Below are 21,947 nucleotides of genomic sequence, written 5' to 3'. Positions count from 1 at the left end.
CCCACCGGCGAGCCGACGCGCCCCGCGCGGCGGGGAGCGTCTCGGTCGGTCGCAGGGCCCCCTGGGCCCTCTGAATTTGCGATGGCAGGGCGCCAACCCACCCAACTGCCACACACGCTGGAAGCCGCGCCCTGGCAGCGCAAATTCTGACGACCGATAAACAACACAGCCGGTAAAAATTCAGAGCGAGGTGGGGAGTGTCGGGTGGCGTTCGAACAGAATGGTTCCGCGCACCACCGATTCCTTGTAGAAGGCGGCCACCCTGCCTTTCAGCACGGCTTCGACGGGGCTGTCGTCGGCGCGGACGAACTGGATCAATGCGTCGCGGCGGCCGAGGCTGATGCACTGGTTGAAGTACCGGAACCGTGGCGTTCCCGTGCCCTTCCCGGCGAGCACGCGCACGGCGTGCTGCGTGGTGGGCAGCCCGGTGGCGCACGCCATGCGCAGTTCCAGCCCGCTGGCGAGGCGGATCGCGGCGGCGTCCCCGACCGCGACCACGTCGGGATGCGAAACGGACCGGAGCGCCTCGTCCACGATCATCCTGCCCGCCGCGTCGACCTCGAGCCCGGCGTCGCGTGCGATCGACGGCACCACGAACCCGGCCGTCCAGACGACGGTGTCGGCTTCGACCGTGTCGCCGTCCGCGAGTACGAGCCCGTCGGCGCGGACCTCGATCACCTTCGCGTTTTCCCGGATGTCGACGCCGAGCCTGCCGAACACGCGGTGCAGGTGCCGGGTGCCGCGCTCGGACAGCGTCGCGCCGAGCGGGCCACCGGTGACCAGGCTGACCTTCAGCCGCGGGTGGGATTCCGCGAGCTCGGCCGCCGCTTCGATACCGGTCAGCCCGCCGCCGACCACCGCGACGGTCCTGCTTTCGGCGAGCTTGCCGCGCAGGCGCTCGGCGTCGTCGTGGCTCGCGACGGTGTTGGCGTGTTCCGCCGCGCCGGGCACGTCGTCGAGAGCGGCGTGGCTGCCGAGCGCGTAGATGAGCTTGTCGTAGCCGATCGAGGCGTTGTCGAGCCGCACTTCCCGCGCATCGGGGTCGATCGCGCGGACCTTGCCCACGACGAGCCGCACCCCGGTGCCCGCCAGCAGGTCCCGCAACGGGAGGTCGCGCAACCGCTGCCCGGTGGCGAGCTGGTGCAGCCGGACCCGCTCGACGAACCGGTCGCTCGCGTTGACCAGGGTCACCTCGGCGCCGGTCCACTTCGCGGCCAGCTTGGCGGCGGCCAGCCCGGTGTACCCGGCGCCGATCACCACGATCTTTTCCGCTGTCATTTCGACACTCCCTCCTGTGGGTCGCACCAGTCAGACTGGACAGGAGCGGGATGTGTGACAGCGCGGGCCGTGAAGCGGGTCACATCTCCCAGGGCGCCCGCGGCAGGACGTGCCCGGTTTCGAGCAGGGACTTGAGGTTCGACAGCACGGCGGACCAGCCCTTGGCCGCGCCTTCGCGCTCGGCTTCGTCGGCGAGGTTCTCGTGGGTGACCGTGAGCCGGACGATTTCGCCGTGCGGCTCGATGTCGAAGGTGACCTGGGAGGGCTCCTCGCCCGCGCCCGGCACGGACCAGGTGATCACGAGCTTCGCGGGCGCGGCGCTCTCCACGACGGTGCCGGCGACGTCGGCGATCCCGGACCCGTCGGTGCGCTGGTGCTCCCACGCCGCACCGGGCTGCCAGGCCGAAACGTTGCGGTGGCCCCAGTATTCGGCGGTGAGGTCGGCGTCGGTGAGCGCCTGCCACACCTTCTCCGGGGTGCTTTCGATGTAGGTGACGTAGACGAATGACGGCCTGTCGGCCATGAGGTCCTCCGCTCGGTTCTTCAGCGTGCTCAGCGCGCGAAGACGCGGCCGCTCGTACTTGTCGATCCACCGCTCCTGGATTTCGTGCAGGGGAACGGGGTTGAGGTAGTGCAGTTTTTCGCGGCCGCGGCGCACCGCGCTGATCAGGTTGGCCGCCTCCAGCACCTGCAGGTGCTGGGTCGCGGACTGCCGCGTCATCCCGACGCCTTCGCACAGCTCGCCGAGCGTCTGCCCGTTCCGCTCGCGCAGCCTGTCGAGCAGGTACCGCCGGGTTTCGTCGGCGAGCGCCTTGAAGACCTCGTTCAGCACACCGCCAATTATGCAGGCAAATACCTGCATGTCAACTCGCCCGATCCAGCCAGGTCACCGGCGGGCCTGCTCCGGCGGCGCCGCCGAACCCTTCGTCCTCAGTGGACACCCGGCGCGACACCGAAACTGTCGGTGCCCCCGAACAGAATCGAAATCGGGGGTCCCCCGGCGAACGAAAGGGATACTTCGTTCGCCGGGGAGGTGTTCACCGTGGCCGGGTCTCGGCGTGGCGTGCGACTGTCACCCTGCTCAGCGCGAAGACGGCGAACGCGAGCGCGACCAGTGCGGCGCTCACCCACACCGGCGAGCGGAACCCGCCGCCCGCGCCGATCGCGAGCCCGCCCAGCCACGGCCCGGCGGTCGCGCCGACGTTGAACGCGGCCGTCGCGAGGCCGCCCGCGAGCGTCGGCGCCCCGGTCGCCACCGAGAACACCCGCGCGACCAGTGTCGAGCCGACGCCGAACGACAGGATTCCTTGCACCAGCACGAACACGACCGCCAGCACCGGGATCCCGGCGGTCAGCGCGAACACCACCCAGCCCGCACCCAGCGCCGCCGAACCGGTCCACAGCAACGCGACCGGGCGCGCGTCCGCGATCCGGCCCCCGGCCGCGACCCCGACGAACGAGCCCACACCGAACAGCACGAGCAACGCGGGCAACCAGCCCTCGCCGAACCCGGTGACCCCGGTGAGCAGCGGCGTGAGATAGGTGAACGTGCAGAACGTGGCGCCGTTGACGAGCGCGCCCAGCAGCAGCACCACCAGCACCCGCGGGTTTCGCAGCACGCGCAGTTCCCGGCGCGCGGACATCTCCGCGGACGGCGACGGCCCGCCGCCGGGGATCGCGCGCAGGATCGCGAACACCGCGGGCACCGACAGGACCGCGACGGCCCAGAACGCCGCGCGCCAGCCCCAGCACTGGCCGAGCAGCGCGCCCGCCGGCACGCCGACGACGCAGGACAGGGTGACCCCACCGACCACAGTGGACGTCGCGCGGGCCTTCAGACCCGGTTCGACCAGCGCGTTCGCCGTCGCGAGCGCGGTGGCCCAGAACCCGGCGTTGGCGAGCGCGCCCACCACCCTGGTGCACAGCAGCACCTCGTAACCGGGCGTCAGCGCGCCGACGACGTGCACGGCGATGAACGTGACCAGGAACCCGGTCAGCGAACGCCGCCGCGACCAGCGCAGGCCCAGCACCGCCATCAGGGGCGCGCCGACCACCATGCCGACGGCGAACGCCGAGGTCAGCAGGCCCGCGGCGGGGATGGACACGTGCAGGTCCCGCGCGATGTCCGCGACGAGACCGGAAAGCATGAACTCGGAGGTCCCCTGCGTGAAGACCGCGAGGCCGAGCATGTACACAGCGAAAGGCATGACAGAACTCCGCACACCGGAAAGGCGGCAGCGATCCACAAAGTCCACATAGGAGGGACGCCCACCACCGGAGGAACCCCGCGAAAGCGCGAGGTGAGGACACGAGCCGTTCCGATGGCAGGGTTCAGCGACACGGGAATGCGGGTCGCGAAAGCCACCGGAAACCGGTGGCTAGAGTCTGGACGCCTCAGGGGTGGACATGATCGGAGCGTAACAACGGCACCCGCGCCACGTCCACGCGGTCAGTCGCCGGACTGGCCGGCGACGCGGCGCTCGTAGGCCGCGCGAACCTCGTGATCCATCTGGGTGAGCGCGCGGTCGTCGCGGATCAGGCGCCTGCCCAACCGCATCACCGGCTCGGGCACCACCGCGGCGAGCAGGTCCCACGCACCGAGGTAGCCGGGCACCGGGATCTCGCCCTTTCGGGTGCGCACGCTGCGGACCACCGCGGCCGCGATCACCTCGGGATCGACCGTCGCCATGCCCTTGCCCAGCGGCACCCCCGACGACAGTTCGGTGCGCACCGCCGACGGCAGCACGGCGCTGACGCTGACCCCCGTGCCGTCCAGTTCGCGGCGAACGGCGGCGGTGAGGCCGACGGCGGCGAACTTGCTCGCGTTGTAGACCGCCATCCCGGGGATCGGGATCTTGCCCGCCATCGACGCGATGTTCACGATGTGCCCGCGCCGCCGCGAAACCATGCCCGGCGCCACCGCCCGCATGCCGTGGATGAGACCCCACACGTTCACGTCGAGCGTGGTCTTCGACAGCGAATCCGGTTCGTCCAGGAAGCGGCCGAGCGGCATCACACCCGCGTTGTTGACCAGTACGTCGATGCGGCCGTGCTCTTCGGCGACTTCGCCCGCGAAGGCCGTGAACGACCCCTTCGACGTCACATCGAGCTTCTTCCCCGTGATGCCAAGGGTTTTCGCGGTGTCCGCGGCGGTGTCGGCGTCGAGATCGCCGACCACCACCTTCGCGCCGAGCGCCGAGAAGGCGGCCGCGGTGGCGCGCCCGATCCCGCGGCCACCGCCCGTGACGGCCACGACCGCGTCGCGGATTTCGATACCGGGGTAGGACATTCGAAACTCCTCAAGCCTCAAGCGCGGTCGCCGGATCCTGCCGTGATCGTGTACGCCGCCGGGTCGAACCGGGCGACCCGCCTGCGCAGCGCACCCGTCGACCACGGCCAGTTGAAACTGTTGCGCCCGTTGACATCCAGATAGTAGCTGGAGCAGCCGCCCGCGTTGTAGACCGTGCCGGGCAGCGCCGCCTGCACCTCGGCGTTGAACGCGTCCTGCACGTCCTTCCGGACGTCCACGCTGGACCAGTTCCCGGCGCGGATGCGGCCGATCGCCGCGGTCAGGTGGGCCAGCTGCGCCTCCATGACCATGAACGCCGACGAGTGCCCGGTGCCGAGGCTCGGGCCGAGCAGCAGGAACGCGTTGGGGAACCCGCTGGTCACGGTGCCGAGATAGGCCTCGGGGCTGCCCTGCCAGTGCTCGGCGAGGCTGCGCCCGTCGGCACCGAAGACCCGGTCGGCGATGGGCATGTCGAGGATGTGGAACCCGGTGCCGAAGATGATCGCGTCCACCTCCGCCGACGAGCCGTCGGCACCGACCACGGTGCTGCCGTCGATCTTCGCCACCGCCGTCGCATGGACGTCCACATTGGACTTCGTCAGCGCGGGGTAGTAGCTGTTCGACATCAGCAGCCGCTTGCAGCCGAGCGTGTAGTCCGGGGTCAGCGCCTCGCGCAGGGCGCGGTCGCGGACCGTGAACCGCAGGTGCGCGAGCCCGATCCGCTGCACCAGCCGCAGGATCCACGGGTGCCGGAACCCGAGCCCGAGCGCCTCCATCGCGCCGTATTCGACGGCGCGCAACGCCCGGCGCGCTGCGGGGACCGTGCGCAGCAGCCAGCGTTCCGCCTTGGGCACGTGGTGGTCCGGTTTCGGCAGCACCCACTGCGCGGTGCGCTGGAACAGGTGCAGGCGCCCGGCCTGCCGCTGGATCTCCGGCACGAACTGCACCGCGGACGCACCGGTGCCGACCACCGCGACGCGTTTGCCGGTGAGGTCGTAGTCGTGGTTCCAGCGCGAGGAGTGGAACACCTCGCCCTCGAACCCTTCCAGGCCGGGCAGTTCCGGGATGAGCGGCTCGTGCCACGGCCCCGCCGCCGCGATCACGATCTTCGCGGTGAGGCGCCCTTCGGTGGTGTCCAGCTCCCAGTGATCGGCTTTCCACTCGGCGCGCCGCACTTCGACGCCGAACCGCACATGCCCGGTCACACCGGCCTTTTCCGCCGTGGCGACCAGGTACCGGCGGATCTCGTCCTGCCCGGCGAACGCGCGAGTCCACTCCGGATTCGGTGCGAACGAGTACGAATAGAGCGCCGACGGGACATCGCACGCGCATCCCGGATACGTGTTCGCGCGCCAGGTGCCGCCGAGGCCGCCCGCCTTCTCCAGCACGGCGAAATCGGTCACGCCCATGCGCCGCAACCGGATCGCCGCGCCGATCCCCGACGCGCCCGCGCCGATCACCAGCACCTCGAAATCGTTCACCATGCCGCCGCCTTCGCCCTTGTCGTGCGCAGCGCCGTTTCCAGCGCGCGCCGCCGTCGCCTGCCGTCCATGAAGTTCGCGCCCAGCACCGCCAGGTCCTCCGGCCCCGGTTCGAGGCGGAGCACCCGCGTCCCGCGCGCCGCGATTTCGGCGTCCAGCCGCCGGGTCATCGGCGTGCGCAGCAACCGTTCGAACCGGGAGAAACCCTTGGCGGGCACGGATTCCGACGAGGTCATCGGGGCGAGCACCACGATCTCGTCGAGGTCGTCCGGCAGCAGGTCGACCGACGCCGGGGACGCGGCGCCGCCGTCGATGTAGCGCCGTCCGCCGATCTCCACCGGCGGGAACCAGCCAGGAATCGCCCAGGAGGCCCGGATCGCGTCGGCGAGCCGTGCCTCCGGCGCGCCGGGTGAACCGAAGGCCACCCGTTCGCCGGTGTCGTAGTCGACGCCGACGACCCACGCGCTGGGATGCGCCACCCAGCCCGTCGGCGCGAAGGCGCCGGCCAGTTCCGCGAGCCACGACGCGTCGCCGCGGCCGATCGGCAGCAGTCCCGAGGCCCTCGTCATCGGGGAGGCGTTCGCCCGCAGGAGCTTCGGGGAGCCGACGCGGAACCGCGGCACCGGCGGGAACCTTCCCGGCGCCGCCGCGAGATGCGCGCGCAGTTCCGATCGCGCTTCCGGTTTTCCGAGCTGGGCGTCGAGCAGTTCGCCGACACCGACCCCGCCGCCGAGCACGGTCACGAACTCGGCGCCCGCGGAGGTGCCGATCATCGCCGCCGCCTCGCGCGGGTCCCAGCCCAGCGCCTCCTCGACGGCGACCAGCGCGCCGACGGTCCAGGCCGCCCCGAGGGTGCCTCCGCAGCCGATGGCGAGACCTCGTCGCACCCGAACCTCCTCGTCGTCGATCCGATTCGGAGACTAGCAGTATTCGAAAACTTACGGTACCCGTGATTAGACTCGACGCATGCCCCGCCTCACCCGCGCCGAGAACTCCGAGCGCATCCGCGAGCGGCTCGTCGCGACGGCCATGACCCTGTTCCTCCGCGACGGGTTCGCCGCGACCTCGCTCGACGCGATCGCGAACGAGGCCGGGTATTCGAAGGGCGCGGTCTACTCGAACTTCCGCAACAAGGACGACCTGTGCCTCGCCGTGCTCGACCGGATCCACGCCGAGCAGACCGGGCGGATCGCCGAGGCGATGGGCGGCGCGCGGACCGTCGAAGAGCGTTTGACCGCGTTCGAACGGTGGGCCGAGTCGAACATCGGCGACGAGGCGTGGACCTCGCTCGAAGTGGAGTTCGCGTTCAGCGCCGGCCGCGACCCTCGGATCCGCGCGGAACTGTCCGAACGGGACAGAGCGGTGCGCGGCATGGTCGCGGCGCTGGTCGAGGCGAACGCGGGCGAGTTCGGGATCTCCCTGCCAATGCCTGCCGAAGACGTCGCGACCGCGCTGCTGAGCCTCGGCATCGGGCTCGGCGTGCAACGCGCGCTCGACCCGTCGGTGCCGGTCTCGGTGCTGACCGGCACGATCCGGATCATGCTCGGCGCGCGCTCGTGAAACCGGCATGAGGTGGGGCGGCTGCGGGATGCTGTACTGGCTCATCCGCACCGAGGACCTCGCCGCGGGCCGGTTCGACGCGGCGAGGTGCACCATGCGGTGCGGCTGCTCCCGGCGCGCTCAGAGGAAGTCGCCGTGCACGATCACCTCGGCCTGTCGCGGCAGGTCCACCGGCGGGGTGGGCAGCCGCAGGCGCAGCTTCGCCGTCTCGACGGGTGCCGCGAGCAGATGCGTGTGCACGGCGGTGTCCGAGAGCAGCGGCCCGGCGGAAACCCAGGCGGTCGCGGCGTTCTGGTAGTCCAGCCGGAGGTCGCGCCACCAGGATTCGGGGCGGCGGGCGTCTTCGACGACGGTGACGCCGGTGACGCGGCATCGGCGGGGCAGGTCGAGGTACAGGTAGGACTCCAGGCCGGGGGTCTCCGCGGGGAATTCGACGGGGCCCCATTCGCCCGGGAGCGGGATCCGGGGCGTGAGGTTCCCGTCGGCCACTTCGGGGCGGTCCACGATCCGGTCCAGGCGCAGGTCGAGGTAGGCCTTCCCGCCCGCCATCAGGTTCGGGCGCAGCGGCGCCGGTCCGGGTTCGGCGTTGCCCCAGCCGTCGACGCGGGTGACCGGCACCGCGTCCGGGGCCAGCAGCCCGCCGCGGACGTCCGGCCCGGAACAGGTGACCCTGGTGTGCCAGCGCGGCTGGAGATCGGCGCCGAACCGGTGCACGCCGCCCATCCAGGTCGCCGCGAGCAGGTCGCCTCCCGGCAGCCACGCCACCGCGGGCAGCGCTTCGAGATCCTTTTCCAGCACCGGGTTCCCGTCGACGTCGAGTACCACGAGCGTGCCGATCTCGGTACCCGCGGCGAGCCTGCCGTCGGGGGCGAACACCGGGCCGCGCAGGAGGTCGTCGCCGCCGTACACCCAGCGCTCCACACCCGACCACGGCAGGTCGAAGCACCGGAGCTGGTTCTGCCCGACCACGGCGAGCCGCGACCCGTCGGCGGAAAGGGCGGCCTGGTTCGCGTCGACGGGCAGGGTCGCCCGCGGCCTGCCCGTCGCCACGTCCAGCACGAACACGAGCCCGCCACGGCAGTTCGTCAGCACGGCGCAGGTGCGGCCGTCGGCGGAGAGCACCAGCGACCGCGGCGCGCCGGGCCCCTTCGTACCGGACTGCGCGGCCAGCAGATCGACGGTCCACAGTGGAGTTTCCGCACCGGACTGGTGAAAGTGGACGGTCGTGCCGTCGGCGACGAGCAGCGACTCGCCCACCGCGGCGAGCACCGCGGGCGCCCTGCTGCCGAACTTCGCGTCACGCGGGGTGTCCCGGCGCCACCGGGCCGAGCCTGCCGCGTTCCACACCACGATGCCGAGGCTGCCGGAAGACGCGACCCAGGAACCGCTCGCCGCCACCGCGAACCCGCCGTCGTCGCGCTGCTGCAACGCCTGCACGGTGCGGTAACCGAGGCGCGTGGGCAGTCCGTAAAGGTCGAACCGCCGCGCCGGGACGCCGTCCGCGCCGAGCAGGTAGAGGCCGTAACCCTGCGGGCGGTCGAACGCGGTTCCGGTGACCGCGAACCCGGTACCCGCCCGGCCAGGCGCGAAGGCGAAGTGCTGCCCGATCCGGCGCTGCCAGCGGACCGCGCCGGTGACGAGGTCGATGCCGTGCGTATTGGCGTCCCAGTCGAAACCGGCCAGTACCGCGGAAGTCCCGTCGGCGGACACCGCGACGCTGCGCAGTTTCGCCCCGAACCGGGAACGCACTGGCTGGAACGGTTCGGCCGGTTCGACCGCGCGCGATTCGGCACTCGCGCGCGGCCCGCCGGTGACGACCCCGGTTCCGGTGAGGTCGAGCGGCAGCGGCACCGCGGGAAGGTCGGCCGTCGCCTGCGCCGCGCGCCCGCTGAACAGCTCGGTGGCCGTCACCGCGCACCTCCCGGCCGCGGTGACCGGCGGGACGCAGGTGCCGCGGACGCCTTCGGAGCCCGCCACCTCGACGCGCTCGTCGAACACCGCACCGGCGGAGTCGCGGAAGACGATCCGCATCCCGACGCTCGCCGGGATACTGGCCCCGTCCGGACCCACGACCTCGGCGTACCAGCCGATCTCGCGGCCGGACAGCGTCAGCACCAGGCGCACCTGGCGGATTTCGGCAGGCAGGATCGCGAACACGGCGAACGGCAGGTGCCGCAGCTCCGCGGTCACCGCACCGTCGACGGGCGTGACCCGCGTGCCGCCGAACACGTCGTACACCACGCCTTCGCGCCCGGCCAATCCGAGCCGCGCGGTCAGCGGCGCGCGGCCGGCATTTCCGCTCGCGGTGCGCGCGAGCAGGCCCTGGCCGAGCCCGAGCAGCGCGTCGTTGGCCACGAACAGGTAGTCCGCGTCTTCGGCGACCCGGTGGGAGACCAGCACTTCCGGCTCGCGGTCGTCGCCGGCGTACACCTCCGCCACCGGATCGGTCACCGTGGCCAGCACCCGGCGCAGCTCGGCGACGTGCCCGAGCACGGCCTCGCGCCAGTACCCCGCGGCGGAATCGGTGTTGGACTCGTACACGTCGGCGGGCACGGCGTCGAAGGAGACGCCGAGCGGGGTGCTTTCCGGTACCGCGGCGGCATTGCAGGTGCCGTCCCGGAACACCGGGACACCCGCCGCCTTGATCGCCTCGGCCACCGCGGGCTCCGGTTCGAACTGCTCGTCCACGAGCAGGATCGCGTCGAACCCGGTCAGCGGGGTGGTCGCGAGGTCCTCGGCGTAGACGATCGTGGCGGGGAAACCGGCCAGCAGGCAGGACAGGTACGCCTCGTGCACGCGGCGGAGGTGCACCGGGATCATCGTCCAGCTCTGCAGCCGGAAGCCACGGCCGGAGAGCAGGATCGCCAGCCGGTCCGCACCCTCCAAAGTGGACATCCACGGCCCGTGCTCGCGCAGCAGCGCGCCGAGCGCGCGGTACACCGAGGTCATCCCGGGATAGCCGCTGCGGCCGTCCTCCGGCGCGAACCGGTACGAGTTCGGGATCGATCCGGCGGTACCGGCGCTGTCCGCGCCGCGCAGCAGCGCCAGCCCGTGCATGGCCAGCACCTGCTCGCCGGTGCCGGGATCGTTGTTGTGCTCGGCGTGCAGCAGCGTGCGCTTGCCCGGCCGCCGCCGCAGGTCGTGCGCGAGCGCGGTCCAGCCGGGCACCGTCATGCCCTCGAACTGGAAGTGCAGGTCGACCTCGTCGACGCCGTCGAACGACAGCGGCGCGTAGACGTTGCCGTTGTTGAACGAGCCGCTCGCCGCGGTGACGAGGCCGGGGTACCGCGCGCGCAGGTGTTCGCCGAAGTCCCGCCACAGCGCGGGCGCCACGGTCAGCCGCTGATCGGACCTGGTGTCGTGCACGGGATCCCATCGCCCGGTGACCCTGCTCCGCTCCAGCGCCCGCTGGTATTCCGGATCCGTCTTGGCCTGTGCGTCGGCGTCCTGGAGCGAGACGCCGTGCTCGTCGGAGCCGAGCCACCAGTTCGCCGCCCACACCCAGCCCCTGAACCCGGGTTCGCCCGCCAGCGCGTCGCTGACCTGGTCGATGTCGGCGAGCAGCCGCTCGCGGGTGCGCCCGTCGATCTTGCCGTCGCGGAACGGCAGCCCGGCGTCCATGTCGAGCAGGATCGCCATCAGCGTCGCGCCGTACGCGCCGTACCCGGTGACCGCCTGGCTCGCCGCGGGCAGCGTGATCGCGCGCTCGGGCGGGACGACGCCGTGCGCGGTGAGCCAGTCGCGCAGTGCGCGGGTGTCCTCCATGGCATGGCCGACATCGAGATCACCCTTGCGTCCGCCGCCGATCCGCTCGGCGAACATCCGCACGCCGAGCGTTCTGGTCCGTTCGAGATGCGCCACCACCCGGTCCGGGAGGTCCCATGTGGACGGTGTCGGCGACGTCCACGGGTAGGCCGGCCGGTAGTCGCCGTACTGGAGGTAGGGGAACGGGGCCGGCAGCCGGCCCGGCCCGATCCGCAGCGGCTGGTCGGCCGTGGTGCGCCCGGCCATCCGCGCGCGCAGCCGGTAGTCGCCCGGTGGCAGCAGCGCGGTGAGGCGGCCGTCCACTGTGAACGCGCCCGACGGCGGTACCTTCCCGGCGGCGAGCACGCGGCCGCCGCCGTCGATGAGTTCCACCGGTACCACGGCCGCGCCGTCGGCGAGCACCTCGGCCTCGATCGGTTCTCCTCGGCCGTAGCACAGGCGGTTGACCGGTTCCCTGGTCGTCTTCAGGTCCGCACCGGCGGTCCGGCTCAGGTTCGCGCGGGTGATCACCGCCGCCGAGCCCGTCGCACCGGGCGCGCGCACTTCCAGCCAGCGCCGCACCGCCCATTCCGGCTCGGCGCCGCGCTGCCAGCCCGCGGTTTCCGCGGTGATCTTGAGCTGGATCAGCCCGGTCAGGTCCGGCGGCACGGCGATGGTGAACCCGGTGCCGCCCGGCGTCAGCGCCAGCTCGCGGTAGTCGAGGCAGCCGAGCGTGCGCGCCCAGACCCGCCAGCGCGGCGGCGGCAGGACCGTGACGGCGCCGTCCTCGTGCCGCTCGACGGTCAGCTCGACCGGAACCGCGGTGCCCGCGGTCCACGGGCCGAATTCGCTCCCGTCACCGGGGAAGACGGCGGTCAGCACGTCCCGGTTCGGCTCGACGGTCCGCAGGTAGGCGCCGTCCGAAAGCCGGTAGCAGCGGAACAGCTCGTCGTCGGTGTTGAGCTGGACGAACACCACGCCGCCCTGGATCCGCACCGTCCTCGGCTCCGCCGTCCACTTCGGACCGCCGGTCAGCGCGAGATCGCCGAGGTCCTTTTCGGTGCCCTTGTCGAGCCGGTAGCGCCGGAGCTTCGGGCCCTGTCCCGGCCGCAGGAGGTAGAGCACGTCGTTGTCGTCGACCTCCCAGCCGCCGAGCCCGTAGGACGGCTCGTCGGGATGGACGCCGAGCGTCTTCCTGCCCTCTTCGAAGAACTGCCCGCCCCTCGCCACCAGCCTGCGCACGAACGACCCGCCCGGCGCGGTGTAGAGCACGTACACGTAGACGGTGCCGCGCACGAGCAGGCGGAAGTCGAGCGGCAGCTCGGAGTTTTCGGGCAGCGGGAGGCCGAAGTCCTGCGCCACCCGCACCGGCGCGGCCGGCGTGAGCGCTTCGACGACGTCGCGCACCGTCTTCCCGTCCGGCCGCAGGACCCGGTTGAGCACGTAGAAGGCGCCGTCGGGGCGAGTGCTCGCCTCGACCTTCATCGGGTTCCGCCAGTACGGGTCGAGGCGCGCATAGAACCTCGTGCCCACCTCGGTGAAGTCCTTGGCGAGCACGGTCACCTTCGGCGAGTGGTGCAGGTCGCAGCGTGCCAGCACACCGTCGGCGTTCGCGGTCACGTTGCGCAACCCCCACAGCGGCCGCGGCGTCTCCACCACCGTCCGGTCGGAGCCGTCGGCGTTCATCCGCAGGATCGCGTCGATCCGGCCGCGGCCGAGATCGGCGCCCGCGCCGAGGTAGACCTTGCCGTCGAGGCCCACCGTCAGCCGTGCGGTGCGGCCGGTCAGAATCGCGTGATCGCGAGGAACCACCTGTCGTACCGTGATCATGACCCAGTGATACCGACGCCCCGGCGCGCGCACAGCGGACGATCGGGAGGCCGTTCGGGCAGGGTGGCGGTGCCGGGGGCCTGCCGTCGGGCACAGGTATGCCGCACGCGCCGTCGCCGTCCGATACCCTTCGTATCCAAGCCAGCCGAGCCCCGACCGAGGAGTGCGAACTATGGGGGAAGGTGACCCACAGGTCACGGTCGTGGTGCCGACCTACAACGAGCGGGAGAACCTCCCCAAGCTCGTCGGCATGGTGACCGGGCTGGCGGTGCCGAACCTGCGCGTGCTGGTCGTCGACGACAACTCCCCCGACGGCACCGGCGAAGTCGCGGACGAGCTCGCCGCCGAGTCGCCGGAGACCGTCGGCGTGCTGCACCGCACCGAGAAGAACGGGCTCGGCCGCGCCTACGTCGCCGGGATCACGCGCGCGCTCGACGAGGGCGCCGACATCGTGCTCCAGATGGACGCCGACCTCTCGCACCCGGCAGAGGTGATCCCGACCATGCTGGACATCCTCGCCACCACCGACGCCGCGGTGGTGCTGGGTTCGCGGTACGTGCCGGGCGGGTCCGCCGCCGGTGAGTGGGCCTGGCACCGCAAGGCGCTTTCCGCGTGGGCGAACTTCTACGTCAACACCATCCTGCGGCTGCGCCTGAAGGACGCGACGGCGGGCTTCAAGGCCTGGCACGCCTCCGCGCTGCGCAAGATCGACCTGCCGACGATCCGCAGCAACGGCTACGCGTTCCAGGTCGAGATGAACTACCGCACGGTCCGGGCCGGCATGCGGATCGCGGAGACCCCGATCCGGTTCGAAGAGCGCGCCGAAGGCGACTCGAAGATGAGCCTCGGCGTGCAGGTCGAATCGGCGCTGATGCCGTGGAAGCTGTTGCTGGGCAACCGGAAGCGCTGACCCGTCGCCCGGTGCCGTCCCCGGGCGACGGCACCGGCCTTGTCCGGCGCCTCGACGACGCCGTCGAGGCGCAGGCTGCTCACGATCTTGCGCATGGTGGATCTCCGCTGCGAACGGTGAAGGTGTGTTTCCCGCGGACACTGGCATGTCCAGCGGATACTCCCGACCGTCCGGAGGGCCGATGACCGGCACCGACCTGCTGGGGAACCGGCGGGCGGCCCAGCCGAAACCGGCAAGGCCCGCGCTCACGGTGTCGATGCGGCAGGTGGCCACCCGGCTCGGCGTGACGAAAATGGCGCTCTACCGGCACGTGGCGGACAAGGCCCAGCTCCTCGGGGTGATGACGGAGCTGGCGACCGGGCCCGCGCCGCGCGAGGTCGCGCGGACCGAGTCTGCGGTGGCCGCGCCCCGAGCTGTTCCCCGCCCTGGTGAAAGCGGCGTCCGAAGTGGACGGTGCCGAGTCCGGCCACGGCCGGCGGTTCGGCCTCGAGCGCATCCTCGACGGCATCGCCGCCGCCATCGAGAAGCGCTGAGCCCGGGACCGGTCCCGGCGAACCCGCCTACCGTCGGGGCCCATGAGCCGACGCGCTGTAGTCACCACCTGTCTCGCACTGGCGTTCGCCACGACCGTCCCGGCGACCGCGAGCGCCGCCGACCAGCTCCACCGCCTGAGCCTTGGCTCCGGCGTGAACCTGCCCTACTACGCGAGCTACCCGCTGACCGGTTCGGCCGACCCGACCGGCGCGGTCGTCGTCATCCACGGCACCGGCCGCAACGCCAAGGGCTATTTCGACCGCATGTCCGACGCCGCCCGTGAATACGGCTCGAAAGCCGAAGTCGTCGCCCCGTGGTTCCAGACCGAGAAAGAGCACTCCAAAAAGGGCGACGCCTACTGGACGAACGGCGGCGACACCTCCTGGAAGGACGGCGGCGGCGCGGAAAGCCCGGCAGGGCTCAGTTCCTTCGAAGCCGTCGACCACATCGTGCGGGTGCTCGCGGACAAGTCGAAGTTCCCGAACCTGAAGCGGATCACGATCGCCGGGCACTCCGCGGGCGGCCAGTTCACCCAGCGCTACGCGGTCGGCGGCAGGGCACCCGCCGAGGTCGGCGGCGTCGAAATCTCCTACGTTCCGGCGAACCCGTCGTCGTATCTGTACTTCGACGAGAAACGCCCCGCCGGGCACGGTTCGTGCTCCGGTTTCAACCGGTACAAGTACGGCCTCGAGGACCGCAACGCCTACATGGGCGCGTTGACCGGCGAGAAGCTGCGCGCCCAGTACAGCGCGCGGAAAGTCACCTACCTGCTCGGTGAGGACGATGTGCACCAGGATCACGGAATCGACGACGGCTGCGAAGCGAAAGCACAGGGAAAAAACCGCTTCGAGCGCGGAAAGGCCTACTTCTCCACCATCCACCACGACTTCCCGTCGGCGCCGCACGAGCTGAGCACGGTGCCCGGCGTCGGGCACGACTCGGACGCGATGTTCAACTCCGCCAACGGAAAGGCCGCGGTTTTCCGGGGCTGGTGACCCCGGCCCGCACACCGAGGGGGCGTGCGGGGCCGGAGCGAGCTGGTGATTCGTCACAACGGGGGTGGCGGATTGTTGGGAATTCTCCCGAGGACTGCGCCACGATGTGAGGGGCATCATGGGACACCCGGAGCTACTGATCAGTAGCTCCGGGTGCCACCCCCTTCCGCACGACGACGAAGTCCGAGGAGCACCCATGCCCCGTATCACCAGGCGGATCCGCGCCGCCGTCACCGCGCTCGGCCTGTCGGCCGCACTGGTCGCCGCGGGGACCGCGTCCGCGCAGGCGGCCGAGCTGCCCGAAGGCGGCCTGCTGGAGGCGGGCGCCGCCTACCTCGTCTCGCCCGGCGCGGTCCCCGGCGCGAACGACTGGAAGTGCAAGCCGAGCGCGGAGCACCCCAATCCGGTGGTGCTGCTGCCCGGCACGTTCTTCAACATCGGCTCCAACTTCGTGAAGCTGTCGCCGCGCCTGAAGAACAACGGCTACTGCGTCTTCGGGCTGAACTACGGGCAGACGATCATCTCCCTCGGCCGCGTCGGCGGGCTGGCGCCGGTCAGGTCCTCCGCCAAGCAGCTCGACGCGTTCGTGGACAAGGTCCGCGCCGCGACGGGTGCGGACAAGGTCGACGTGATCGGGCATTCGCAGGGCGGCGCGGTGCCGCTGTCGTGGATCAAGCAGGGCGGCGGCGCGGCCAAGGTGGCGCACTACGTGGGCTGGGCGCCGAGTTCGCACGGCACCGACCTCAACGGGATCGTCACCTTCGCCGACAAGCTGAAGCTGATGGGATTCGCCACCGGGCTCAGCAACGTCCTGCAGTTCCCCGGCGTCCTCGACCAGGCCAACACCAGCGAGTTCATCAAGGAGCTGTGGGCGGACGGGAAAACCGTGCCGCCGGGACCGGACTACACGGTCATCGCCTCGAAGTCCGACCGCGTGGTCACGCCCTACACGACCCAGGCACTCGATGGGGAGAACACGCACAACATCGTGCTGCAGGACAAGTGCGCCGGTGACGGTGCGGGGCACGCCGGGCTCGCCTTCGACGACCCGACCACGCAGCTCACCCTGAACGCGCTCGCCGACGGCCCGGCGGACTTCCAGCCGAAGTGCGTCGGCTTCGGCCCGTCCTTCTTCTGATCCTGCGGGTGATCCGGATGCCCCGAAGGCGCCCTTCGGGGCATCCTGGTCCCCGAAGGGCACCTTCGGGGCGCCGATTCCGGTGCGCTGGGTGGCGGGCACGTGGAACCGCCCGGGGTTCCGTCCCCGAAGGGCACCTTCAGGGAATCTGACGCCACAATCCCACCCCTCACGACATACGACACGGCGGCCCTCATGCCCTGAAGGACGCCTTCACGGCATCACAATCCCCCAACGGCCCCTTCAGGGCACGCGGAACCCCATTGGGACAGCGCAAGTTCTCGCGAAGACAGAATCCAGCATCCTTGACCCCGACGGCCGCAACACCGATGCCCGCACCAATTCCGGTGCGACGAATGGCGGACACGTGGCACCGCCCGGGGTTCCGTCCCCGAAGGACACCTTCAGGGAATCTGACGCCACAATCCCACCCCTCACGACACACAACACGGCGGCCCTCATGCCCTGAAGGACGCCTTCACGGCATCACAATCCCCCAAGGGCCCCTTCAGGGCATGCACCCGAGCAGAGCAGGCCCACGAAGGCCACATCCACGACATTCACGCCCCTGAAACCTCTTTCGAGGCACCAGCGCGGACACGAGAAGAGAAAAGCAAGCCACCGGGCCAGGTCCCCGAAGGGCACCTTCGGGGAATCTGACGCCACAATCCCACCCCTCACGACACACAACACAGCGGCCCTCATGCCCTGAAGGACGCCTTCACGGCATCACAATCCCCCAACGGCCCCTTCAGGGCATGCGCAGCGGAACTCGCCACGAGCATCCGTCAGGGCGTCGAGCGAGGGGATCCCGCGGCGAAAAGGTGCCCTGGATCGTGTTGTGGAACATCCGGATCTTCCCGTCCTGCACGAGCATCGTCCGGCCCGAGCGCGTTTCCCCCGCCCTCGGGCCTTCCGGCGCGTGCAGCACCGTCGCCGCGCACGCTCACCGATCATCCGCGGGCGCCGATGAGGGCGCAGCCGGGGCGCGACAGGTCCACTTCGGACTCCTCGGCCAGGCAGGCCGCGATAAGGTGCACCTGCTGGCCGTAGCCACGACCCCGCACGGAGGTCACGGTCCCGTCCTGGCCCACCTCGCACGGATTGTCCACAGTGCACTGCGCGCCATCGACGTTGTGGGTGTTGTGGATGCCCGCGACCGTGGTGCCGTCGGCGGCCAGCAGCGCCGAACCGGACGTGCCCGGCCAGGGATGGCACCCCTCGCTGGTCGCGTAGCGGATCGAATCGTCCTGCTGGTAACCGCCTTCCCGCAGGTGCGGGACCACGGCCTCGGCAGTGCAGGCCATGCGCTCACTGGTGTAGGCCATGGTCAGCGGATCGCCCGCGCGCACGGGCGCCGACGGGAGCTGGAACACCTTCGCGCCATCGGCCGCCAGCTCCCCGTAGGTCTTGTCCAGGCGGTAGAGCGCGATATCGGTGCCGGTCATCGTCGCGTACACCAGCCGGTTCGCACGGGCGGTGACCCGCGGGTAGCCCTGACGGTCGGCGATCGGCGCCACGCGGTCGGCAGGCTGGTCCACCAGCGCGGCCCCTGGCGCGGGCCGTTGTCCCGGCACGCAGTGCCCGTTGGTCAGCATCAGCGCCGGGTCCGCCTGGCCGGAGGCGGGGCCGCGGACCACCGAGCCGACGCAGCCGTACAGCTCCACCGCGCCTTCCACGTTCGGGATCTGGTCGTCCGGCGGCACGATCTTCCCGGTGATGACGTCGTTGATCCAGCCCGCGTGCCTGGTGACATCGGTGTACAGCGTCGGCGCGTGGACGCCGTCGGGACCGCTGACCACCCCGGCCAGCGCCCACCGGTCGCCGTCGCGGACCAGCGCGGGCCCGCCGGAGTCCATGTTGGACGCGGCGATGCTGCCGTCGCGACGGCCGACGCACAATTCGCCGGGCGAGGCGTTCTTGCACGTCGAGGCGGGCTGCACGACGGTGTCCGCCTCCCGCAGCCGCGTGGGGTAGCACGCGGGGTCGTGGCTGTCGTCGCAGGTCATGCCCCAGCCCATGATGCGGACGGGCGCGTGGTCCGGCGGCGTGGCCGCGGCGATCCGCACCGGCTCGGCGCGGACCGGTGTCCGCAGGTGCATCAGGGCGAGGTCCTTGCCCCAGAAGCCGCCTTCGTCGTGGCTGGTCGCCAGCCGGTAGTAGTGGTCGACCTCGGCGACCTCGCCGCCCGAGGTGGTGTCGAGCGACCCGACCCTGACCTTCCAGCCGCGCGGGACGCCGGATCTCGCGTCGGTCGGGTTCTTGCCGGCGCAGTGGCTGGCGGTGAGAACCCATTGCGGTGCGAGGACTTCCACCCCGCAGCCGTGCCCGTCCGCGCGCGGTGGCGCCGGGAAGGACGGCTGGAACGAGCCCATGAACGAGTAGGCCTGCGCCGATTCGGTACCGCCGACGACAGCCTGCGCCGGAAGGGCGCCGAGCACGGCGAGCGCGAACACGGCTCCGAGCAACAGAAAACGACTTCGCATGCGCTTCACCCTGCTCGTCCGATGTCCGCGTGAGGCGATCGTCGTGTGACAGTTCCGTGACTGACATCGGTTTCGTGAACTGGCGTGAACTGGTGGAGAGACCGTATGGCCGAGGCGGCGCGGTCGGCGCGCAAGGACGACATCCGCTCTGGCCCCGCTACGCCTCAGGTCGTATGCTCAACGGATAGGAACTCCTATCGGATTGAGGTGGGCACGCCATGGTCGACGAACCGGACGTGATCGTGGTCGGCGCCGGGCTCGCCGGGCTCGTCGCGACGCACGAGCTGGTCAAGGCGGGGCGGAAGGTGCTCGTCGTCGAGCAGGAGAACCGCGCGAACCTCGGCGGGCAGGCGTTCTGGTCGCTCGGCGGGCTGCTGTTCGTCGACAGTCCCGAACAGCGCCGCCTCGGCATCAAGGACTCCTACGAGCTGGCGCTGCACGACTGGCTCTCCTCGGCCGGGTTCGACCGCGACGACGAGGACCACTGGGCGCGGCAGTGGGCCGAGGCCTACGTGCGGTTCGCCGCCGGGGAGAAGCGCCGTTACCTGCACGACCTCGGCCTCCGGGTGACGCCGATGGTCGGCTGGGCCGAGCGCGGCGGCGGGGCCGCGGACGGGCACGGCAACTCGGTGCCGCGCTTCCACCTCACCTGGGGCACCGGGCCCGAGGTGGTGCGCGTGTTCGCCGAGCCGGTGCTCGACGGTGAGCGGCGCGGGCTGGTCTCGTTCGCGTTCCGGCACCAGGTCGACGAGCTCCTCGTCGAAGACGGCGCGGCGGTCGGCGTGCGCGGGACCGTGCTGGAGGCGAGCGATCTCGATCGCGGGAAGGCCTCCTCCCGCACGGCGACCGGCGAGTTCGAGCTGCGCGCGAAGGCCGTGGTCGTCACCTCCGGCGGCATCGGCCACAACCACGACCTCGTCCGCCGGAACTGGCCGGTCGAGCGGCTCGGCCCGTGCCCGGAGACGATGATCCCCGGCGTTCCGGCCCATGTGGACGGACGGATGATCGGCATCACCGAGGACGCGGGCGGCCGGATCGTCAACCGCGACCGCATGTGGCACTACACCGAGGGGCTGCACAACTGGGACCCGATCTGGCCCGATCACGCGATCCGGATCATCCCCGGCCCGTCGTCGATGTGGTTCGACGCCACCGGGAAACGCCTTGCCCCGCCGAACTTCCCCGGTTTCGACACCAACGCCTCGCTCAAGGCGATCCTGTCGACGGGATACGACTACTCGTGGTTCGTGCTGGACCAGACCATCATCGAGAAGGAGTTCATGCTCTCGGGATCCGAGCAGAACCCCGATCTCACCGGGAAGGACCTGAAGCGCGTGCTCCGCGAGCGCGGCGGCAAGGGCGCGAGCGCACCGGTGGAGGCGTTCAAGCGGCACGGGGTGGACTTCGTCGTGGCGGACACGCTCGGCGAACTCGTCGACGGCATGAACAAGCTGTCCCGCGGCCCCCGGCTCGACCCCGCCACGATCGAGGAGCAGATCGTCGCGCGCGACCTCCAGGTGGGAAACCGCTACGCCAAGGACTTCCAGGTGATGGCGGTGGCGAACGCGCGCCGCTACCTCGGCGACAGGGTGTCCAGGGTCGCGAAGCCGCACCGGATCCTGGACCCCGCGCACGGCCCGCTGATCGCGGTGCGGCTCAACGTCCTCACCCGCAAGACCCTCGGCGGTGTGCAGACCACATTGGACTCCCAGGTCGTGCGCGGTGACGGCACCCCGTTCCCCGGGCTCTACGCGGCGGGTGAGGTCGCGGGCTTCGGCGGGGGCGGCGTCCACGGCTACAACGCGCTGGAAGGGACGTTCCTCGGCGGCTGCATCTTCTCCGGCCGCGCCGCCGGACTGGCACTGGCGCGGGCACTGCCGTGATCGGCGAGCTGGTCGCGGCGGGCGACGGGACCGTCCACATCAGACAGGACGGTGACCGGGGCAGGCCGGTCGTCTTGCTGCTGCACGGGTTCAGCGGGTCGGTGCACTGGTTCGACCGGGTGACACCACTGCTCGCCGAGCGCTACCACGTCGTCCGCCTCGACCTGCGCGGGCACGGCCACACCGGCGGTCACACCGGGCTCGACGCGCGTTCCCAGGCCCGCACGGTCGCCGCGGCCCTCGACGCGATCGGCGTCACCGACGTCGTCGCGGCAGGGCATTCGTTCGGCGCGGACGTCGCGATCGCACTCGCCGAGGAATCCCGGCACGTCGGGAAGATCGTGGTCATCGGGCAGGCACCGGACTACTCGTTCGCCACCTTCCCGCCGGGGAACGGCCTGCTCGCGCTTCCGGTGCTCGGGACGCTGGCGCACCGGTTGGCCACCCCGTCGGCGGTGCGGCTCGGGGTGCGCTTCGGCTTCGCGCGGGGATTCGCCTTCAACCGCGCCTTCGACCGTCCCGACCAGGCGGTGCTCGACCACGCGGCGATGTCGCCCGCGATGGCGCGCACCGTCATCGTCGAGCGGCGGCGCCTGCTCGCGGCCCGCCCGCTCGACGAGCAGGCCCGCGCCGTCGGCCTTCCGGTGGCGGCCATCCTCGGGCGGCGGGACCGGTTCTACGACTGCGAGAAGACCGCCGCGCGCTGGGCCGCGATCGGCGCGAAGGTCGACGTGATCGAGGATTCCGGGCATTCGCCGATCCTGGAGCGGCCCGAGCGCGTCGCGGAACTGGTCCAGGACTTCGTGGCAGGCTGAGACG

Annotated in this window: 14 protein-coding genes and 1 pseudogene; 7 read left to right on the top strand and 8 right to left on the bottom strand. The window is 71.2% G+C overall.

The window, feature by feature from the left end; all coding sequences use genetic code 11:
- Positions 1–180: 180 nt before the first annotated feature.
- The 6 genes from ABD256_RS40210 to ABD256_RS40185 form a co-directional block, all read right to left on the bottom strand.
- The gene (locus ABD256_RS40210; RefSeq protein WP_344430975.1) at positions 181–1,278 is read right to left on the bottom strand and encodes an NAD(P)/FAD-dependent oxidoreductase; all 1,098 of its coding nucleotides are present in this window, start codon (positions 1,276–1,278) and stop codon (positions 181–183) included.
- A 79-nt stretch (positions 1,279–1,357) separates the two neighbouring features.
- A complete protein-coding gene (locus tag ABD256_RS40205; protein WP_425546600.1) occupies positions 1,358–2,110 on the bottom strand; it encodes an ArsR/SmtB family transcription factor in 753 nt (250 codons plus the stop codon).
- Positions 2,111–2,315: 205 nt separating this feature from the next.
- A complete protein-coding gene (locus ABD256_RS40200) occupies positions 2,316–3,485 on the bottom strand; it encodes a Cmx/CmrA family chloramphenicol efflux MFS transporter (protein WP_344430973.1) in 1,170 nt (389 codons plus the stop codon).
- 242 nt (positions 3,486–3,727) lie between these two features.
- A complete protein-coding gene (locus tag ABD256_RS40195; protein WP_344430971.1) occupies positions 3,728–4,567 on the bottom strand; it encodes an SDR family oxidoreductase in 840 nt (279 codons plus the stop codon).
- A 17-nt stretch (positions 4,568–4,584) separates the two neighbouring features.
- Positions 4,585–6,051 carry a flavin-containing monooxygenase gene (locus tag ABD256_RS40190; RefSeq protein ID WP_344430970.1) on the bottom strand — a complete coding sequence of 489 codons (1,467 nt, stop codon included), beginning with the start codon at positions 6,049–6,051 and terminating at the stop codon, positions 4,585–4,587.
- Positions 6,045–6,935, bottom strand: coding sequence for a patatin-like phospholipase family protein (locus tag ABD256_RS40185; RefSeq protein WP_344430969.1), 891 nt, complete (start codon positions 6,933–6,935; stop codon positions 6,045–6,047). The genes ABD256_RS40190 and ABD256_RS40185 overlap by 7 nt, the downstream gene beginning before the upstream one ends.
- Before the next feature lie 79 nt (positions 6,936–7,014).
- Between ABD256_RS40185 and ABD256_RS40180 the strand changes: the two genes are divergently transcribed.
- Together ABD256_RS40180 and ABD256_RS44590 are read left to right on the top strand one after the other, a co-directional pair.
- A complete protein-coding gene (locus ABD256_RS40180) occupies positions 7,015–7,608 on the top strand; it encodes a TetR/AcrR family transcriptional regulator (RefSeq protein ID WP_344430967.1) in 594 nt (197 codons plus the stop codon).
- 7 nt (positions 7,609–7,615) lie between these two features.
- A pseudogene (locus ABD256_RS44590) lies at positions 7,616–7,660 on the top strand (hypothetical protein); the annotation flags it as partial.
- Between the two features lie 68 nt (positions 7,661–7,728).
- Here the strand turns inward: ABD256_RS44590 and ABD256_RS40170 are convergent.
- The gene (locus ABD256_RS40170; protein ID WP_344430965.1) at positions 7,729–13,182 is read right to left on the bottom strand and encodes a hypothetical protein; all 5,454 of its coding nucleotides are present in this window, start codon (positions 13,180–13,182) and stop codon (positions 7,729–7,731) included.
- Positions 13,183–13,354: 172 nt separating this feature from the next.
- Here ABD256_RS40170 and ABD256_RS40165 point away from each other — a divergent pair, with 172 nt between their 5' ends.
- The 3 genes from ABD256_RS40165 to ABD256_RS40155 all read left to right on the top strand — a co-directional run bounded on the left by ABD256_RS40165 (position 13,355) and on the right by ABD256_RS40155 (position 16,759).
- Complete coding sequence (locus tag ABD256_RS40165; protein ID WP_344430963.1) at positions 13,355–14,092, top strand: polyprenol monophosphomannose synthase; 738 nt, start codon at positions 13,355–13,357, stop codon at positions 14,090–14,092.
- A gap of 575 nt (positions 14,093–14,667) precedes the next feature.
- Entirely contained in the window at positions 14,668–15,621 is a 954-nt protein-coding gene (locus ABD256_RS40160; protein WP_344430960.1) for an alpha/beta hydrolase family protein, read from the top strand.
- A gap of 196 nt (positions 15,622–15,817) precedes the next feature.
- Positions 15,818–16,759 (top strand): esterase/lipase family protein, encoded by a 942-nt coding sequence (locus tag ABD256_RS40155; protein WP_344430958.1) that lies wholly within the window; start codon positions 15,818–15,820, stop codon positions 16,757–16,759.
- A gap of 953 nt (positions 16,760–17,712) precedes the next feature.
- On the opposite strand, the gene ABD256_RS40150 is transcribed toward ABD256_RS40155, so the two are convergent.
- Positions 17,713–19,245, bottom strand: coding sequence for a trypsin-like serine protease (locus ABD256_RS40150; protein WP_344430956.1), 1,533 nt, complete (start codon positions 19,243–19,245; stop codon positions 17,713–17,715).
- Between the two features lie 218 nt (positions 19,246–19,463).
- On the opposite strand from ABD256_RS40150, the gene ABD256_RS40145 reads away from it, so the two are divergent.
- Together ABD256_RS40145 and ABD256_RS40140 are read left to right on the top strand one after the other, a co-directional pair.
- Positions 19,464–21,128: an FAD-binding dehydrogenase gene (locus tag ABD256_RS40145; RefSeq protein WP_344430954.1), complete on the top strand. Its 1,665-nt coding sequence runs from the start codon at positions 19,464–19,466 to the stop codon at positions 21,126–21,128.
- Entirely contained in the window at positions 21,125–21,943 is an 819-nt protein-coding gene (locus tag ABD256_RS40140; protein WP_344430951.1) for an alpha/beta fold hydrolase, read from the top strand. Before ABD256_RS40145 ends, ABD256_RS40140 begins: the two co-directional genes overlap by 4 nt.
- Positions 21,944–21,947: the final 4 nt, after the last annotated feature.

This window comes from Amycolatopsis minnesotensis, assembly GCF_039529815.1.
GTDB classification, from domain to species: Bacteria; Actinomycetota; Actinomycetes; order Mycobacteriales; family Pseudonocardiaceae; genus Amycolatopsis; species Amycolatopsis minnesotensis.
This window is presented reverse-complemented; position numbering and strand designations above follow the sequence as displayed.

Bases quoted from the DNA above. Each gene is read 5' to 3' on its own strand.
- ABD256_RS40210 (WP_344430975.1), bottom strand. From the start codon at position 1,278: ATGACAGCGGAAAAGATCGTGGTGATCGGCGCCGGGTACACCGGGCTG.
- ABD256_RS40200 (WP_344430973.1), bottom strand. From the start codon at position 3,485: ATGCCTTTCGCTGTGTACATGCTCGGCCTCGCGGTCTTCACGCAGGGG.
- ABD256_RS40195 (WP_344430971.1), bottom strand. From the start codon at position 4,567: ATGTCCTACCCCGGTATCGAAATCCGCGACGCGGTCGTGGCCGTCACG.
- ABD256_RS40190 (WP_344430970.1), bottom strand. From the start codon at position 6,051: ATGGTGAACGATTTCGAGGTGCTGGTGATCGGCGCGGGCGCGTCGGGG.
- ABD256_RS40180 (WP_344430967.1), top strand. From the start codon at position 7,015: ATGCCCCGCCTCACCCGCGCCGAGAACTCCGAGCGCATCCGCGAGCGG.
- ABD256_RS40170 (WP_344430965.1), bottom strand. From the start codon at position 13,182: ATGATCACGGTACGACAGGTGGTTCCTCGCGATCACGCGATTCTGACC.
- ABD256_RS40165 (WP_344430963.1), top strand. From the start codon at position 13,355: ATGGGGGAAGGTGACCCACAGGTCACGGTCGTGGTGCCGACCTACAAC.
- ABD256_RS40160 (WP_344430960.1), top strand. From the start codon at position 14,668: ATGAGCCGACGCGCTGTAGTCACCACCTGTCTCGCACTGGCGTTCGCC.
- ABD256_RS40155 (WP_344430958.1), top strand. From the start codon at position 15,818: ATGCCCCGTATCACCAGGCGGATCCGCGCCGCCGTCACCGCGCTCGGC.
- ABD256_RS40150 (WP_344430956.1), bottom strand. From the start codon at position 19,245: ATGCGAAGTCGTTTTCTGTTGCTCGGAGCCGTGTTCGCGCTCGCCGTG.
- ABD256_RS40145 (WP_344430954.1), top strand. From the start codon at position 19,464: ATGGTCGACGAACCGGACGTGATCGTGGTCGGCGCCGGGCTCGCCGGG.